This is a genomic window from Pseudomonas sp. GW101-3H06, assembly GCF_059424605.1.
Genome location: NZ_JBWKZO010000001.1, coordinates 1648266 through 1665808, shown reverse-complemented (window position 1 = coordinate 1665808; position 17543 = coordinate 1648266). Strand labels below are relative to the sequence as shown.

At 60.4% G+C, this 17543-nt stretch carries 15 protein-coding genes; 9 read left to right on the top strand and 6 right to left on the bottom strand.

The genetic code is table 11. From position 1 onward, the window contains the following. Nucleotides 1–51 precede the first annotated feature (51 nt). The 3 genes from AC07ZE_RS07530 to AC07ZE_RS07520 all read right to left on the bottom strand — a co-directional run bounded on the left by AC07ZE_RS07530 (nt 52) and on the right by AC07ZE_RS07520 (nt 2442). Complete coding sequence (locus AC07ZE_RS07530; RefSeq protein WP_207262889.1) at nt 52–381, bottom strand: amidase; 330 nt, start codon at nt 379–381, stop codon at nt 52–54. Further along, entirely contained in the window at nt 378–1472 is a 1095-nt protein-coding gene (locus AC07ZE_RS07525; protein WP_207262887.1) for a serine hydrolase domain-containing protein, read from the bottom strand. Before AC07ZE_RS07525 ends, AC07ZE_RS07530 begins: the two co-directional genes overlap by 4 nt. A 91-nt stretch (nt 1473–1563) precedes the next feature. Then, nucleotides 1564–2442: an acyl-CoA dehydrogenase family protein gene (locus AC07ZE_RS07520; RefSeq protein ID WP_207262885.1), complete on the bottom strand. Its 879-nt coding sequence runs from the start codon at nt 2440–2442 to the stop codon at nt 1564–1566. 155 nt (nt 2443–2597) lie between these two features. Between AC07ZE_RS07520 and olsB the strand changes: the two genes are divergently transcribed. After that, nucleotides 2598–3353 (top strand): L-ornithine N(alpha)-acyltransferase, encoded by a 756-nt coding sequence (olsB, locus tag AC07ZE_RS07515; RefSeq protein ID WP_137807082.1) that lies wholly within the window; start codon nt 2598–2600, stop codon nt 3351–3353. Then, nucleotides 3353–4144: a lysophospholipid acyltransferase family protein gene (locus AC07ZE_RS07510; protein WP_207262882.1), complete on the top strand. Its 792-nt coding sequence runs from the start codon at nt 3353–3355 to the stop codon at nt 4142–4144. Before olsB ends, AC07ZE_RS07510 begins: the two co-directional genes overlap by 1 nt. Nucleotides 4145–4246: 102 nt before the next feature. Here the strand turns inward: AC07ZE_RS07510 and AC07ZE_RS07505 are convergent, their stop codons facing one another. Continuing rightward, on the bottom strand, nt 4247–4822 hold the full coding sequence (locus tag AC07ZE_RS07505) for an acyl carrier protein phosphodiesterase (protein ID WP_207262879.1): 576 nt from the start codon (nt 4820–4822) through the stop codon (nt 4247–4249). Between the two features lie 171 nt (nt 4823–4993). On the opposite strand from AC07ZE_RS07505, the gene AC07ZE_RS07500 reads away from it, so the two are divergent. Genes AC07ZE_RS07500 through AC07ZE_RS07490 form a run of 3 tightly spaced genes read left to right on the top strand, consistent with a single transcriptional unit; the run spans nt 4994 to nt 7576 of the window. Then, the gene (locus AC07ZE_RS07500) at nt 4994–5296 is read left to right on the top strand and encodes an ArsR/SmtB family transcription factor (RefSeq protein ID WP_175392598.1); all 303 of its coding nucleotides are present in this window, start codon (nt 4994–4996) and stop codon (nt 5294–5296) included. Nucleotides 5297–5330: 34 nt separating this feature from the next. Next, entirely contained in the window at nt 5331–6497 is a 1167-nt protein-coding gene (locus AC07ZE_RS07495) for an MFS transporter (RefSeq protein WP_207262877.1), read from the top strand. Between the two features lie 29 nt (nt 6498–6526). After that, nucleotides 6527–7576 carry an alkene reductase gene (locus AC07ZE_RS07490; RefSeq protein WP_207262875.1) on the top strand — a complete coding sequence of 350 codons (1050 nt, stop codon included), beginning with the start codon at nt 6527–6529 and terminating at the stop codon, nt 7574–7576. Between the two features lie 62 nt (nt 7577–7638). Here the strand turns inward: AC07ZE_RS07490 and AC07ZE_RS07485 are convergent, their stop codons facing one another. Then, entirely contained in the window at nt 7639–8844 is a 1206-nt protein-coding gene (locus AC07ZE_RS07485; protein ID WP_207262873.1) for an ISL3 family transposase, read from the bottom strand. A 655-nt stretch (nt 8845–9499) separates the two neighbouring features. On the opposite strand from AC07ZE_RS07485, the gene AC07ZE_RS07480 reads away from it, so the two are divergent. Then, on the top strand, nt 9500–9796 hold the full coding sequence (locus AC07ZE_RS07480; RefSeq protein ID WP_207262871.1) for a DUF3077 domain-containing protein: 297 nt from the start codon (nt 9500–9502) through the stop codon (nt 9794–9796). Between the two features lie 856 nt (nt 9797–10652). On the opposite strand, the gene emhR is transcribed toward AC07ZE_RS07480, so the two are convergent. After that, complete coding sequence (emhR, locus tag AC07ZE_RS07475) at nt 10653–11285, bottom strand: TetR family transcriptional regulator (protein WP_207262869.1); 633 nt, start codon at nt 11283–11285, stop codon at nt 10653–10655. 267 nt (nt 11286–11552) lie between these two features. On the opposite strand from emhR, the gene emhA reads away from it, so the two are divergent. From emhA to emhC, 3 genes are read left to right on the top strand one after another with little or no spacing between them, the layout of a single operon-like run. Next, complete coding sequence (gene emhA / locus AC07ZE_RS07470; RefSeq protein WP_207262867.1) at nt 11553–12710, top strand: efflux RND transporter periplasmic adaptor subunit; 1158 nt, start codon at nt 11553–11555, stop codon at nt 12708–12710. A gap of 3 nt (nt 12711–12713) precedes the next feature. After that, on the top strand, nt 12714–15875 hold the full coding sequence (gene emhB, locus AC07ZE_RS07465) for an efflux RND transporter permease subunit (protein ID WP_207262864.1): 3162 nt from the start codon (nt 12714–12716) through the stop codon (nt 15873–15875). Then, complete coding sequence (gene emhC, locus AC07ZE_RS07460) at nt 15875–17335, top strand: AdeC/AdeK/OprM family multidrug efflux complex outer membrane factor (protein ID WP_207262862.1); 1461 nt, start codon at nt 15875–15877, stop codon at nt 17333–17335. The genes emhB and emhC overlap by 1 nt, the downstream gene beginning before the upstream one ends. Nucleotides 17336–17543 lie beyond the last annotated feature (208 nt).

Genomic DNA, 17543 nt, shown 5'->3' with positions numbered 1-17543 from the left:
AACCTGAGGAGCCGATCAATCGAAATTCCCACAGGTGTTGTGTATCTGGAGTCAGGGGTCCAAGCGACAGCCCTGACGCTCGCCGATCCAGGTCGCGCTGTTGCTGCGCCCCAACCCGCTGACGGTGATGCGTTTGGTCGCGGCGTCATCGTTAAAGCCGTTGGTCGGCAGCCACTGTTTCACGTAGCTGTGGCAATACGCCGAGTCATTGTTCATCACATATCGACACGAGCAATATTCCTTGGCGGTGTAGGCGCTGATGATGTCCGGGAATGCCCAGAGCGCCACGCGCTCCTGCCAGCCCCATCCAAGCAAGGCGACCAGCAGAATCAACAACACCGTGCTGAACGGTCGTCGACGCACAAATGAACGACGGCTCATGGCTGCACCTTCCCGGCAAAGGCCTTGAGCGCGAGTTTGAGCAGTTCGTTGTGCCGGTAACTTCCATCACGGTCATCGCCGTAACGCACGATGACCAGGCTTTCGCTGGGGATCACGTACATCGCCTGCCCCCAATGGCCCAGCGCGGCGAAGGTATCGGCGGGGGCATCGGGCCAGGGTTGTGCCGCGCTATTCACCGCACGGTTCAGCCACCAGTGGCCGCCGGGCACCGCATCATCCTGATTGGCGCGATAGTGGACGAACGGTTCGCGGTTGAACGCAACCCAATCCTTGGGCAGCAATTGCCGATCGCCCCAGCGACCATCACGGGCCATCAATAGGCCGATGCGTGCCAGGTCGCGAGCGGTGAGGTAGGCGTAGGACGAGGCGATGAATGTGCCCGTGGCATCGGTTTCCCAGATCGCATGACGAATGCCCAGTGGCTCGAATAATACGGTCCACGGATAGTTCGCATAGCGGTCCGGGCCGACGATGGTTTTCAGCGCGGCGGACAACAGGTTGCTGTCACCGCTGGAATAGCGAAACGCCTGCCCCGGTGCGGCATAGGTGTCGTGAGCGGCGGTGAACGCGGCCATGTCCGGGTGGCCACGGGTGTAAAGCATGGCAACCACCGAGGACTTCAACGGTGCGTATTCATAATCCTCCTGCCAGTCGAAGCCCGATGCCCAGTGCAGCAGGTCGGCCAGGGTCATCTCAGGGTATTTTTTTAGCGGCGGATAGAATTGGGCAACCGGGTCCTGCAGTTTGAACCGGCCTTCGCCATAGGCCACGCCGAGGACCGTGGCCATCAGGCTCTTGCTGATTGACCAGGTCAGGTGCGGCGTCTCGGCGGTGGTCGGGCCGGCGTAGCGCTCGTAGATCAACTGGCCGTCGCGGATCACCAGCAAGGCGTCGGTGCGGATGCCTTGGTGAGTGGTGTCATCACGAGGTGGGAAGGCGTATGCCTCAAGTGCCTGAAGCGCCGGGCCGGTGATGGTGGGGCCGGTGGGCCATTGCTCGGCGGGCCAGTTTTCAGCGCGGGCTGTGAGGCTGAGCAAGAGGATGAAAAATAAGGACAAGCCTTTGAACATGGCGAGGGCTCAGGGTGAATAACCTGCTGAGCCTAGCCGAGGTTGATGACAGTTCCGGGATTTGTGTTGCCCTTGCTCGCGAAGAGGACCGTCAGATCGCCGCCAACGCCTTGGCCAACCGTTTCACCCGCGCGCCCGCAGCCAGATCCATCACCGCTTGATCGCGCTGCCACATCGCTGCCCACTCCGACGGTCCTTCGACCAGCGCCTTATTGACTTCAGCCTTGAGCCCCTCGAACTGCGCAAACAATCCACCCAGCAATACATGTCCAGCTTGATTGCCGGGCGCCTGGCGGCTGACTTCGGCACAACCGGCCAGCAGCGCCAGTAAACGCAGTTGCAGGGATTGCGGCCAATCGCTGTCCTGGCCGACGCCATATAGCCATGCCGTCATCGCGCTCAGCACATAAATGTCTTCCAGGGTGCGAAACGGTTTGACGTAGGCATCCCAGCCATCCCCCGCCAGCAATTCGCACAGCGCGTTATCCAAAAACAACCGACCGTGGCTGATGTCCGGCATCAACGGGATCGCCGGGAGTTTTTCCACCCGCACCCCCGGCTCATCGGGATAGACCACCGCCAGGCTCAGGCGAGGATTTTCGCCGGGTTGTTCGCAACGCGCAGCGACCAGCAACCAGTCGGCGGCGTCGCCCGCGGTGACGAAATCCTTTTGCCCGCTCAAGCGCAAATCCCTAAGGCGAGTCTGCATGCTTGCCACCCGCAGGCTGCGTTGTTCGGTGGCGCACAGGGCGCCGAGGCTGGGCGGCGCGCTCGGCCAGAGCATGCGCAACGCCGCCTGATACCCCACCAGAAACGCCAGCCCCGGCGTCGCCATCATGCGTCCACCGACCACCGCCAGTTCAAACGGGGTGACGTTGCCCAACTGCTGCAACAGAGTCGAGAAACCCTCGCCCAGGTCCGGGTAGGCGGGCAAGCGATCGCGGCGATTCAACAGGGTTTGCCAGGGCATAAGAGGCTCCTTGTGGGCTGTCATATAAGCATCACCAAAGCTTAACGGCGATGACACCGGGGCTACATAGCCTGACTTTGCACAACAAGGCTGGATAAAGAAAGTCGATCCGCTGTAACCCAAAGACGGGTGAGCAGCCCGCACGGAGATTCGCCATGACTCAGATCGCCCGCATCAGCGACACCGGCAACGAACGCCGCCTGCAAGCCGAACGCCTGGTGGGCGCCGAGGCTTTGCAAGAGGCACAGGCTTTGCGCTTCAACGTGTTCAGCGGCGAGTTCAATGCCAAGTTGAAAGGCGCCGAGCAGGGTCTGGACATGGACGACTACGATGTTCACTGTGCCCATATCGGTGTGCGCGACTTGAACACCGGGCGCCTGGTGGCGACCACCCGCTTGCTCGACCACACAGCGGCCAGCAGCCTGGGTAAATTCTACAGCGAAGAAGAGTTCAGCCTGCATGGCCTGGTCCATCTGCAAGGCCCGATCCTGGAAATTGGCCGTACCTGTGTCGACCCGGCCTACCGCAACGGCGGCACCATCGCCGTGCTCTGGGGCGAACTGGCCGAAGTGCTGAACCAGGGCGGCTACAGCTATTTGATGGGTTGCGCGAGCATCCCGATGCAGGATGGAGGCATCCAGGCCCATGCGATCATGCAGCGTCTGCGCGAACGTTACCTGTGCACCGAACACCTGCGGGCCGAGCCGAAAAAACCCCTGCCGAGCCTGGATATCCCCTCGAACGTCATCGCGGAAATGCCGCCGCTGCTCAAGGCCTACATGCGCCTGGGGGCGAAGATTTGCGGGGAGCCGTGCTGGGACGAAGACTTCCAGGTCGCCGACGTGTTCATCCTGCTCAAGCGCGACGAACTCTGCCCGCGCTACGCCAAACACTTCAAGGCGGCTGTGTAATGCGCCGGTTGCGCGTGTACGCGCGAGTCGCGCGAGTGCTGCTGGTGGTTGCGCTCGGCCTGGGCATGGCCACTGTGTTCGGCGTGTTCGAACGCCTGGGCCTGGCTCACTCGATGATCCGCCGCCAGCGCTGGTCGCGGTTTTTCATGGCGCGCCTGAGTAACGCCCTGCCCTTCGATGTCACTGTGCACGGTGAACTGCCGAGGGCGCCGATGCTCTGGGTCAGCAACCATGTGTCCTGGACTGACATACCGCTGCTGGGGATGCTCACGCCGCTGTCGTTCCTGTCCAAGGCCGAAGTGCGCACCTGGCCGGTGGCGGGCTGGCTGGCCGCCAAGGCTGGCAGCCTGTTTATCCGTCGTGGTTCGGGCGACAGCCAATTGATCCGCAAACAAATGACCCGCCACCTGCAACAGGCGCATCCGCTGCTGATGTTCCCGGAAGGCACCACCACCGATGGCCGTTCGCTGCGCACTTTCCACGGTCGCTTGCTGTCGGCGGCGATCGATTCAGAAGTGAAGCTGCAGCCGGTGGCAATTCGTTATGTGCGCGATGGCCAAGCCGATACGCTGGCGCCGTTCATTGGCGATGATGATTTGCTGTCGCACCTGATGCGGTTGTTTGCCAATGACCGCGGCGCGGTGGAGATTCATCTGCTCAAGCCGATCCCTTGCGAAGGCCGCGAGCGTGCCGTGCTGGCGTTCGAAGCGCAGCAGGCGGTGCACAAAGCGTTGTTTGGCGCCGTGGTCGAGCCTCAACAAGCCCCGATGCGTCCTGCGATTGCAGCCTGAACAAAGATCCCCTGTGGGAGCGAGCCTGCTCGCGAATGCAGTCTGTCATCCAACATTGATGTCGACTGATACACCGCATTCGCGAGCAGGCTCGCTCCCACATTAAATCTGCGGCCTTGCAGCAAATGCCTGAAGCTGCGGATAGAACAACCGGAAATCCTCGCTCAACGGCTCATACAACACCCGCAATTCCTGCATCGCGCCGGCCAGCTCTTCGGGTCGGGTCAAGCGCCGCGAAATCCCCCGCAACACCTGTTCCAGCACTTCAAACTCCTGATACGAACCCAACCAGTCATTGGCCACCATGTGCGGCGCGATCCGCGCCAGGCGCTCCGGCAGTTGCGGCTGGCTGGACAGCACCCGGTACACGTCAGAGGTGAACAACTCCAGCGGCCGGTCCGCGTACAAAGCCCAGTCCCGTGCCAGGCAGTGATCGAAAAACACGTCGAGAACGATCCCGGCATAACGCCGGCGGGTCAGGGAAAAACGCGACAACGAGGCATCCACCAACGGATGGCGGTCGGTGAACACGTCGATGCTGCGATGCAGCTGGATGGCCGCCTCGATCTCCGGGTCGAACTGCCCTTGCAGCCGTCCCTTGACGAAATCGCCATAGAGACTGCCGAGCAATTGAGCGGGACGCTGGCCACCGAGGTGAAGATGTGCGAGATAGTTCATCCGCGCAGCTTAGCACTGCGCCTTTGATTCTTTACAATCATCGCATCGTTATAACCCGATATACCGATTTATGCAGTCGTCAGATCGAAATCATATTGGTGTATCGCGAAATAACGATTTAAAGTTCGCTTCATCGCGATATAGCGTTTTACTAATCACGAGCCCCCGATCATGAACCTTGACCTCGACGAAATTATAAAAGCCCTGGCGCACCCGGTACGGCGAGACATCCTGCACTGGCTAAAAGACCCGACCGTCGAATTCCCCGATCAGTCTCACAGCAACGAGCACGGCGTTTGCGCCGGGCAGATCGATCAACGTTGCGGCCTGTCGCAGTCCACGGTGTCCGCCCATTTGGCGACCCTGCAACGCGCCGGCCTGATCAGCAGCCGCAAAGTTGGCCAGTGGCATTTTTTCAAACGTAACGAGGAAACCATTCAGGAGTTCCTCCGCATCTTCAGTAAAGAGCTCTGACCCTTAACGTCAGCCGGCTGACAAGGAATCAATCATGCCCCTCTCGCTACTCATCCTGGCGTTAAGCGCCTTCGCCATCGGCACGACCGAATTCGTCATCATGGGCCTGCTGCCCAACGTGGCGGCCGACCTCGGTGTGTCGATCCCCGGGGCCGGCTGGTTGGTGACCGGTTACGCCCTGGGCGTGGCCATCGGTGCGCCGTTCATGGCGCTGGCGACCGCCAGGCTGCCGCGCAAGGCCGCCCTGGTTACGTTGATGGGCATCTTCATTGTCGGCAACCTGCTCTGCGCGGTGGCCAGTGACTACAACGTGCTGATGTTCGCCCGTGTCGTCACCGCCCTGTGCCACGGAGCTTTCTTCGGTATCGGTTCGGTGGTAGCGGCGGGCCTGGTGCCGGCCAACAAACGCGCCTCGGCCGTGGCGCTGATGTTCACCGGCCTGACCCTGGCCAACGTCCTCGGCGTGCCGCTGGGCACCGCGCTCGGTCAGGAAGCCGGCTGGCGCTCGACCTTCTGGGCGGTGACCGTGATCGGCGTCATTGCACTGATCGGCCTGATCCGCTTCCTGCCGGCCAAACGCGACGAAGAAAAACTCGACATGCGCGCCGAACTGCGTGCCCTCAAAGGCGCCGGTATCTGGTTGTCCCTGAGCATGACCGCGCTGTTCGCCGCTTCGGTGTTCACCCTGTTCACTTATGTGGCGCCACTGTTGGGCGAAGTCACTGGCGTCTCGCCCCGTGGCGTGACCTGGACCCTGATGCTCATCGGCCTGGGCCTGACCGTCGGCAACATCATTGGCGGCAAGCTGGCGGACAAGGGCCTGGCCGCGACGCTGATCGGCGTCTTCATCTCGATGGCCGTGGTGTCCACGGTGCTGACCTGGACCAGCGTCGCGCTGATTCCGACTGAAATCACCCTGTTTCTCTGGGCCACCGCGTGTTTCGCCGCCGTGCCTGCCCTGCAAGTCAACGTGGTGACCTACGGCAAGGCGGCACCGAACCTGGTCTCGACCCTGAACATCGGCGCCTTCAACGTCGGCAACGCCTTGGGCGCCTGGGTCGGTGGCAGCGTCATCGCCCACGGTTTCGGCCTGACCAGCGTGCCCCTGGCGGCAGCGGCCCTGGCGGTACTCGCCCTTGTGGCGACCCTGATCACTTTCCGTCAGAGCGGTAATCCCGAACTGGCTCCTGCTACCTACTAACTCACTGATACCTCACGAGGGTGCATTTCATGACGACTATTTTCGATCCGATCAAACTGGGCGACATCGAGCTGGCCAACCGCATCATCATGGCCCCGCTGACCCGCTGCCGCGCCGACGAAGGTCGGGTGCCCAACGCGCTGATGGCCGAGTACTACGTTCAACGCGCCTCGGCCGGCCTGATCCTCAGCGAAGCCACCTCGGTGACCCCGATGGGCGTCGGCTACCCGGATACCCCGGGCATCTGGTCCAACGACCAGGTACGCGGCTGGTCCAACGTGACCAAGGCGATCCACGGCGCTGGCGGCAAGATCTTCCTGCAACTGTGGCACGTGGGCCGAGTCTCCCACGAGTCCTACTTGAACGGCGAAGCGCCGGTCGCTCCGAGTGCCATCCAGCCCAAAGGCCACGTCAGTCTGGTTCGCCCATTGTCCGACTACCCGACGCCACGCGCGCTGGAAACCGCTGAGATCGCCGACATTGTCGACGCTTACCGCGTCGGCGCCGAAAACGCCAAGGCTGCCGGGTTCGATGGCGTGGAAATCCATGGCGCCAACGGCTACCTGCTCGACCAGTTCCTGCAAAGCAGCACCAACCAGCGCACCGACCACTACGGCGGCTCCCTGGAAAACCGTGCCCGCCTGCTGCTGGAAGTGACCGATGCCGCGATCGAAGTCTGGGGCGCAGGCCGGGTCGGCGTACACCTGGCACCGCGCGCCGACGCCCATGACATGGGTGACGACAACCTGGCCGAAACCTTCACCTACGTCGCTCGCGAACTGGGCAAACGTGGCATCGCCTTCATCTGCTCCCGCGAAAAAGAAGCCGACGACAGCCTCGGCCCACAGATCAAGGAAGCCTTCGGCGGCCCGTACATCATCAACGAACGCTTCACCAAGGACAGCGCCAACGCCTGGCTGACCGCCGGCAAGGCCGATGCCGTCGCCTTCGGCATCCCGTTCATCGCCAACCCGGACCTGCCGGCACGCCTGAAAGCCGATGCACCGCTGAACGAGCCACGTCCGGAACTGTTCTACGGCAAAGGTCCGGTGGGTTACATTGACTACCCGACGTTGTAATCGTCAGCCGTTGAAATGCAAAAGCCCCGGACTCGTGAGAGCCGGGGCTTTTTTTTGGTTCTTCACGGATTACCGGGAAAGACGCTCTTGATCTTCATAAAGAAAAACTCGCTATCCCGGTAACCGTACGCCATCCGCTTGATGACCTTTATTCGATTGTTTATTCCTTCCAACTGACCGGTGTGCATCGGCCAACGAACCCGACTTACGATGCCCCGCCAGTAACCCTTTAGTCGTTTGGCAAATTGGATCAGGGCCGGAATTGCGCTTTCATGAGCATGGCGCAGCCATTGCTTCCAGGCCGATCTCCAAGCCCAGGCGGTACTCGGTGCCCAGAGTGTTTTGAGTTCAGCCTTCATCAAATAGACCGTCATCAGTGATTGGTTGGCTGCCAATAAATCCTGCAGGTGAACCTCTTGTTCAGGTGTTTTCAGATTCTGCGGATTGCGCAGCAACAGCCATCGCGCTTGTTTGATGACCTTGCGAGACGGCTTGTCGTGACGTAGCCGGTTGGCTTCGTCGACGCGGACCCGGTCAATGACCTCTCGGCCGTATTTGGCCACTACGTGAAACAGGTCGTAGACCACTCGCGCTTTCGGGCAGTGCTGACGAACTTCCAGGTCAAAAGCGGTGTTCATGTCCATCGCCACCGCTTCGATTTTGGCGCAACCTTCTGGCCCAAGTTCTTCGAAGAACGGTCTGATCGCCGCCCGGCTGCGGCCTTCGCCGATCCACAGAACCCGTCGTGTGTCGGCATCCAGAACAACGCTGGCGTAGCGATGCCCTTTGAACAGCGCGAACTCATCCATCACCAAACGTCGTGGTTGCGCCTTCGGCAGTTCGCTCAATACCGCCTGTAGGGCGCGACGTTCCAGCAATCTAACCGTGTCCCAATGCAGGCCAAACATTTGGGCCACGTGCAGAGTGGGAAGACGCTCGCAAGCCTGAATAACCGCATCGGCCAAGCGGCGCGTCATGCGCGCATAGCGATCCAGCCAACTGACGGCCTCCATGCGTTTGCCACAATCGCGGCAGCCAACTCGCCTGAGCAAAACGTTGAGGCGTACCGCACGGCCAAGAATGGGCAAATCACGAACGACTCGCTCGCAATACTCATGAGTGGTTGAACAGGTTTTTTGGCAGCCGCCACAGGAAGGGAATCGGGTGGCGTGGGGTGCTAGATCAATCTGGAGGGCGTCACCATCAGGCTTGATGTTGACGACAGAAAAGCCCTCCCAAAAAGGAAGGAAAGTATTAATATCGCGCATAAGAACGCCGGTTTGTTAGATGTGTTTGCTCGCACGAACATCATCAATCAAATCGGCGTTCTTGTTTCTGTGTTTCCCGGGATTCCGTGAAGAACCTTTTTTTTTGGGTAAAATCATCCAGGTAATACAAGCCTCGCATGACAACCTGAGGCTGCGGTCGTTGGCCGTAGAGCGCTTGGTCCACAAAAGCTCAAACTGTCCTCTGTCCCAGGACAAAGGACAGTTGCTAGCCGAGGACAGATGAACGATCAAGACGGTACGCTTGCTGATCAAAGAGGAATGTTTTTTCGCCTGATGTTTAGTTCCGTTTATTTAAGGTGTCGAAATATCGGATGACGCCTTAGGAGGTTGTAGGCAAACTCCGAATCTCGCTTTTGGGCACTTTGATGCCTTGTTGCGCTTTTCTTTGACGGGGTAGTCTCCGGGCGTCGCTGAACATTCAGCGATCGGGCTTGGAAACCCGTCGAGCAAAGCAAAAGCATGCCCACATGAGCGTAGCCGTTTTTCGGCTGCAATCCTCTGTCATGGCGGCTGTGCGTGGGACGTCTTCGGACGTGCCGGTTTTCCTTAGCTCCCGGTTTTCCAACCTGCGCACAGCTGCCACCCATTCGCTTGGAAACGAACGTGGTAGCTCCAAAAGCTTAGGAGTTACACCATGACCAAACCAAATCCGCCCTCACCCTCAGAACTGAAAACCGTCGGTTTCACCCCCTTCCTGTACCTCTCGAATCAACCCCTGCTCCACGTCTGCCGAGACGTCCCCATCGTAGACGCGCTGGCCCAAGCCTCTAATCTGTTGTTCCTCGCCAGGGAACTCACCGTGGATGCTGCCTATGCCAAAGACACCGACCGCCACGCCTGGGCGGCGCATTATCTGACGGCGATGAGTAAAGCCGTGATCGATGATGTGACGAAGGTGTTGGAGCGTGGGGCTGATCGCAATCGTAAGTAAGCCGTGTAATAGCGATAACTCATGAACTCGAAAGCTTCGACTCCAGAGAGCCGGGGCTTTTTATTGACTGGGTTTGGCGCAGCTTCTGTGGGAGCGAGCCTGCTCGCGAAATACCCGAGGGCGCTGCGGGGTATCTGGTTTTACGCGTTATTGCTCACGACCTTCGCGAGCAGGCTCGCTCCCACAGGAAATTGAGTAAACCCGCGAGAGTCAGATCGGCTGCCTGGCCGCCATCGCTGCGATGCGGCGACCCGACAAGCTCGCTCCCGCAGGGGACGGCGTACACCCACCAAGCAGGTCGAGTGTCAGCTCGCCTCGCTTGCTTTTGATTCACCCGCCCCTTCGGGAGGCTGAGTGGAGGCGTTTATCCGAGGAGTGGCGCGTAGCGCCGTTCGACGTAGTCGAACACGCTGCATGTAGGTGCAGCGAAGCCAACCGGAGGGCAGTGTCCCCGGATGAATGCCGGAGCGAAGGAACGCCGAGCCTTGGCGAGGGGCCGGACGCCGGGGCGAGACCTTTGCTTCCTTTGGGGCGTTTGCCAAAGGGAGTCGGCCGTCAGGGCGAAACCGCCAGTGGCCGTTACCGAAGAAATGGATACGTACCCGGTCAGCAAGAGACAAGTCGGCTATCAGGCCGCCTTCGCGAGCAGGCTCGCTCCCACAGGGATCGATTCTGCACCCGGCATTCGCGCTTTCTCACAGGGAGGACACAAAATCCCTACAAAATACCGAGCTTGCTACCTGTCAACCTGCCGAACAGGCGTATATAAAAGCACCCTTCTGCAGTAGCGCACGTGAAGAACCGTTCATCTTCGGCCTCAACGGTTGACCACGAGAAGCCGATTACGCATGTTGTTTCATTTACGCAAGCTGGGGCTGAAACGCAGCATATCCAGCCCGGTATCGACCCAACGCTCGGCCTCGGTGTGCAGCTGGAAACTGTCCGGCGCGAGCAACCATTGGTACAACAGGCCGTCTATATAAGCATGAATGCTGATGGCGGCACGGGCGGTGTCGAGATCTTCCGGCAGCTGCCCGCGGTTCACGGCATTGCGCAGGGTCAGGCCGATGCGCATGTTGCAGTCCAGGCTGGCGGTCCGGCGCTGCTGGCGCAGATCGCACATTTCATCGGTGAATTCGCACTTATGAAACAGAATTTCGTTGATGCGCCGGGTCTTGGGATCGAGCGCAACTTCATGAAACAAATGAATCAGCAGCCGGCGCATGCAGCCCAGCGGGTCGAGTTCGTCTTCGCTCTCCGCGGCCTTGGCCAGTTCATCAAGGGGTTCATGCAAGCTGTCGAGCATGGCCTGCACCAGATCGGCCTTGTTGCTGAAATGCCAATAGATGGCGCCACGGGTGACGCCGGCCAGGGTCGCGATGTCCGCCAGCGTCGTGCGGGCCACGCCCCGCTCGAAAAAGGCTTTTTCGGCCGCCTCGAGTATCTGGCTGCGGGTTTCTTGAGCTTCCTCTTTGGTGCGACGGACCATGGCAGTACAACCTCAATCAGGGTGCTTCAGCGATGTCTGAATATCAGCTGAATAAAAGTGGGGCGAGCGTTCTTGGGCATCGTCCCCGGGCCTACAAATCGAACCTTGCGACGGCTTCTGTAACAGCGAGGGTACACAGCCAAGGTATTTACAAACAACCGTGAATGTAAGTATATTCCTTAGCAAGCTACTTATCCACCCGGTACCCCATTTTTAACGTTCCATCTTTTCTTGTGCGTTTTTTGCGCGCCTGACCCGAGGATTTTCATGCAATTCAAGCCAGCTGTTACCGCTCTGGTCGCCGCCGTCGCCCTTGCATCGCTGCTCAGTGGATGCAAAAAGGAAGAAGCGGCACCCGCCGCACCACCGCCTCAGGTCGGCGTCGTCACCCTGCAGCCGCAAACGTTTACGTTGACTTCCGAACTGCCGGGCCGCACCAGCGCGTTCCGCATCGCCGAAGTGCGTCCGCAGGTCAATGGCATCATTCTCAAGCGTCTGTTCAAGGAAGGCGGCGATGTCAAAGCCGGCCAGCAGCTGTACCAGATCGATCCGGCGGTCTATGAAGCGACCCTGAAAAGCGCCGAGGCCAACCTGCGCTCGACCAAGTCGATCTCCGACCGCTACCAGCAACTGGTCAACGAGCAAGCCGTGAGTCGTCAGGAATACGACACCGCCGTGGCCAACCGCCTGCAATCGGAAGCCGCCCTGCAATCGGCCCAGATCAACGTGCGCTACACCAAGGTCTACGCACCGCTGACCGGCCGTATCGGTCGCTCTTCGGTAACCGAAGGCGCGCTGGTCAGCAACGGCCAGACCGAAGCCATGGCCGTCATTCAGCAACTGGACCCGATCTACGTCGACGTCACCCAGTCTTCGGTCGAACTGCTGCAATTGCGCCGTGAATTGGAAAGCGGCCGCCTGCAGAAGGCCGGCGACAATGCAGCAAAGGTCAAGCTGACCCTTGAGGACGGCAGCCATTACCAGCAGGAAGGCAAGCTGGAGTTCTCCGAAGTCTCGGTTGACCAGACCACCGGCTCCGTGACCCTGCGTGCCGTGTTCCCGAACCCTGATCACACCCTGCTGCCAGGCATGTTCGTGCACGCCCAGTTGCAGACCGGTGTGAACAGCGCGGCGATTCTGGCCCCGCAGCAAGGCGTGACCCGCGACCTCAAAGGCTCCCCGACCGCGCTGGTCGTCGGTCCCGACAACAAGGTCGAACTGCGCCAGCTCAAGGCCAGCCGCACCGTGGGCAACCAATGGCTGATCGAAGACGGCCTGAAGGCCGGCGATCGCCTGATCACCGAAGGACTGCAATTCGTCAAACCTGGCATCGAAGTCAAGGCCAGTGAGGCGACCAACGTTGGCGCAAGGAACCCGGCCCCCGCGAAAGCAGCTGAACAGGCTTCCGTCGGCAAAGGGGAGTAAACCATGTCGAAATTTTTTATCGACCGTCCGATTTTTGCCTGGGTAATTGCCCTGGTGATTATGCTGGTCGGGGCACTATCGATCCTCAAACTGCCGATCAACCAATACCCGAGCATTGCGCCGCCCGCGATCGCCATCTCCGTGACCTACCCGGGCGCTTCCGCGCAGACCGTACAGGACACCGTGGTGCAGGTGATCGAACAGCAGCTCAACGGTATCGACAACCTGCGTTATGTGTCTTCGGAAAGTAACTCCGACGGCACCATGACCATCACCGCGACCTTCGAGCAAGGCACCAACTCCGACACCGCACAGGTTCAGGTCCAGAACAAGCTGAACCTGGCCACCCCGCTGCTGCCGCAAGAAGTGCAGCAGCAGGGTATCCGCGTGACCAAGGCAGTGAAAAACTTCCTGTTGGTGATCGGCGTGGTGTCCCGTGACGGCAGCATGACCAAGGACGACCTGTCCAACTACATCGTGTCCAACATGCAGGACCCGATCTCGCGGACGGCCGGTGTCGGTGACTTCCAGGTATTCGGCTCCCAATACGCCATGCGTATCTGGCTCGATCCGGCCAAGTTGAACAACTACAACCTGACCCCGATTGACGTCAAAACCGCCATCGCCGCACAAAACGTCCAGGTCTCGTCCGGTCAGCTCGGCGGCTTGCCTGCCCTGCCCGGCACGCAGCTGAACGCGACGATCATCGGCAAGACCCGCCTGCAGACCGCTGAGCAGTTCGAAAAGATCCTGCTCAAGGTCAACAAGGACGGTTCCCAGGTTCGCCTGAAAGATGTCGCCGACGTCGGTCTGGGGGGTGAAAACTACAGCATCAACGCTCAGTTCAACGGCGCTCCGGCGTCCGGCCTGGCGGTGAAACTGGCCACCGGTGCCAACGCCCTCGACACGGCGAAAGCCCTGCGCAAGACCATCGATAACCTCAAGCCATTCTTCCCGCAAGGGATGGAAGTGGTGTTCCCGTACGACACCACCCCGGTGGTGACCGAATCGATCAAGGGCGTGGTTCACACCCTGGTTGAAGCGGTCGCGCTGGTGTTCCTGGTGATGTTCCTGTTCCTGCAAAACTTCCGCGCCACGGTCATCACCACAATGACCGTGCCGGTGGTATTGCTCGGTACGTTCGGCATCCTCGCCGCCGCCGGTTTCAGCATCAACACCCTGACCATGTTCGGTATGGTGCTGGCCATCGGCTTGCTGGTGGACGACGCCATCGTCGTGGTGGAAAACGTCGAACGGGTGATGAGCGAAGAAGGCCTGTCACCCAAGGAAGCCACCAAGAAATCCATGGGGCAAATCCAGGGCGCCCTGGTCGGTATCGCTCTGGTGCTGTCGGCAGTACTGCTGCCGATGGCGTTCTTCAGCGGCTCCACGGGTGTGATCTACAAGCAGTTCTCGATCACCATCGTCTCGGCCATGGCCCTGTCGGTACTGGTTGCGCTGATCTTCACCCCGGCGCTGTGCGCCACCATGCTCAAGCCGATTCCGAAAGGCGAGCACGGCACGCCCAAACGCGGCTTCTTCGGCTGGTTCAACCGTAACTTCGACCGTGGCGTTCGCAGCTACGAGCGCGGCGTGGGCAACATGCTGGCGCAAAAAGCACCCTACCTGCTGGCCTACATCCTCATCGTGGTCGGCATGATCTGGCTGTTCACCCGTATTCCGACGGCTTTCCTGCCGGAAGAAGACCAGGGCGTACTGTTCGCCCAGGTGCAGACACCGGCCGGTTCGACGTCCCAGCGTACCCAGGTGGTCGTGGACGAGATGCGTGAGTTCTTGTTGCGTCCAGGCAAGGAAGGCGGTGAAGGCGATGCGGTGAACTCGGTGTTTACCGTGACCGGCTTCAACTTCGCCGGTCGTGGCCAGAGTTCGGGCATGGCGTTCATCATGCTCAAGCCGTGGGATGAACGTAACGCCGACAACAGCGTGTTCAAGGTTGCAGCCCGCGCGCAACAGCACTTCTTCACCTTCCGTGACGCCATGGTGTTCGCCTTTGCGCCACCGGCGGTACTGGAGCTGGGTAACGCCACCGGTTTCGACGTGTTCCTGCAAGACCGCGCCGGTATCGGTCACGACAAGCTGATGGAGGCCCGTAACCAGTTCCTCGGTATGGCCGCGCAAAGCAAAGTGCTGACGCAAGTGCGTCCGAACGGCCTGAACGACGAACCGCAATACCAGCTGGAAATCGATGACGAGAAGGCCAGTGCCCTGGGCATTACCATCGCCGACATCAACAACACCCTGTCGATTGCTTTGGGCAGTAGCTACGTCAATGACTTCATTGACCGCGGTCGGGTGAAGAAGGTGTACGTGCAAGGCCGCCCCGGTGCGCGCATGAGCCCTGAAGACCTGCAGAAGTGGTACGTGCGCAACAGCGTCGGCACCATGGTTCCGTTCTCGGCGTTCGCCAAGGGCGAGTGGATCTACGGCTCGCCGAAACTGGCCCGTTACAACGGCGTGGAAGCGATGGAAATCCTCGGTGCCCCGGCACCCGGTTATTCCACCGGTGAAGCCATGGCCGAAGTCGAAGCCCTGGCCCAGAAGCTGCCGGCCGGTGTCGGTATTTCCTGGACCGGTCTGTCTTACGAGGAACGTCTGTCCGGCTCCCAGGCACCAGCGCTGTACGCCCTGTCGCTGCTGATGGTGTTCCTGTGTCTGGCGGCGTTGTATGAAAGCTGGTCGATTCCGATCGCGGTGATGTTGGTGGTACCGCTGGGGATCATTGGTGCGCTGATGGCCACCAGCCTGCGCGGTTTGTCCAACGACGTGTACTTCCAGGTGGGCTTGTTGACGACCATCGGCCTGGCGGCGAAAAACGCCATTCTGATTGTCGAGTTCGCCAAGGAACTGCACGAGCAAGGACGCAGCCTGCGCGAGGCGGCGATCGAAGCCAGCCGCATGCGTCTGCGCCCGATCATCATGACCTCGCTCGCCTTCGTTCTCGGTGTGGTCCCCCTGGCGATTTCCACGGGCGCAGGTTCCGGTAGCCAGCATGCCATCGGTACCGGTGTGATTGGCGGTATGATCACCGCCACCGTACTGGCAATCTTCTGGGTCCCATTGTTCTTCGTCACCGTATCGTCCTTGGGCCAGCGCAAAGTCGCCGACCAGGACGCTGCCATTGAACCTTCTAAAGAGGCTGGCTAATGAGCAAGTCGCTACTCTCCCTGGCAGTCGCCGCCTTCGTGCTCGGTGGCTGCTCGCTGATACCTGATTATCAGCAGCCGGATGCTCCGGTGGCAGGTCAGTACCCGCAAGGTCCGGCGTACTCGCCGGCCCAGGCGCCTGAACAGGCGGCTGCAGAGCAAGGCTGGAAGCAGTTTTTCCATGATCCGGCGTTGCAGCAGCTGATCCAGGTGGCCCTGGAAAACAACCGTGACCTGCGTGTCGCGGCCCTGAACATCGACGCTTTTGCGGCTCAATACCGCATCTCCCGCGCCGATCTGTTCCCGGCCGTTTCGGCCAACGGCACCGGCAGCCGCCAGCGTGTTCCGGCCAATGCTTCGCAAACCGGCGAGGCGGACATCACCAGTTCCTACTCGGCCACCGTCGGTATCAGCGCCTATGAACTCGACCTGTTCGGTCGGATTCGCAGCCTGAACGAAGAAGCGCTGCAGAAATACTTCGCCACCGAAGAAGGCCGGCGCAGCACCCAGATCAGCCTGGTGGCCAGTGTGGCCAATGCCTACCTGACCTGGCAGGCGGACAAGGAACTGCTGAAACTGACCCAGGACACCCTGGCCGCGTTCGAGGAGAGCTACAAGCTCACCGCCCGCAGCAACGAAGTGGGCGTCGCCTCGGCGTTGGACCTGGCGCAGTCGCGGACCTCGGTGGAGAACGCCCGTGCGCAACTGGCCCGCTACACCCGCCAGGTCGCCCAGGATGAAAACAGTCTGGTGCTGCTGCTCGGCACCGGCATCCCTGCCAACCTGCAAGCAGCCAAACCGCTGTCGGATGATCTGCTGAGCGACGTACCGCCTGGCCTGCCATCGGACCTGCTGCAGCGTCGTCCGGACATCCTGCAAGCCGAGTACAACCTCAAGGCCGCCAACGCCAACATCGGTGCGGCGCGGGCTGCGTTCTTCCCGAGCATCAGCCTGACCGCCAATGCCGGGACCCTGAGTCCGGACCTGTCCGGGCTGTTCAAGGGCGGTTCGGGCACCTGGCTGTTCCAGCCGCAGATCAACCTGCCGATCTTCAACGCCGGCAGCCTGCGCGCCAGCCTGGACTACTCGAAAATCCAGAAAGACATTGGCGTGGCGAACTACGAGAAGTCCATTCAAACGGCCTTCCAGGAAGTTGCCGACGGCCTGGCCGCCCGTGAAACCTACACCCATCAGTTACAGGCGCAGCGTGACTTCGTCACCGCCAACCAGGATTACTACCGCCTGGCCGAGCGTCGCTACCGCATCGGTGTCGACAGCAACCTGACCTTCCTCGATGCCCAGCGCCAGCTGTTCAGTGCCCAACAGGCGCTGATCACCGACCGTCTGGCGCAACTGGTCAGTGCGGTCAACCTGTACAAGGCATTGGGCGGTGGCTGGAACGAACAGACGGCGAAGAACGAGCCGTTGAAAGAAGAAGCGCCGAAGCTGAAGTTGTTCTGATAGCGCAGTGAAAACAAAGAGCCCACCGATTGGTGGGCTTTTTGTTGGTTGCGGGAAAAGTGTGTTGTTCTTTATGGCCTCATCGCCAGCAGGCTGGCTCCCACATTCGACCGCGTTCTTTCTGCAAGAACTCGGTTACCTGTGGGAGCCAGCCTGCTGGCGATGGGGCCGGCCAATACAGCACAAAACCCGGATCAATCTTACGTTC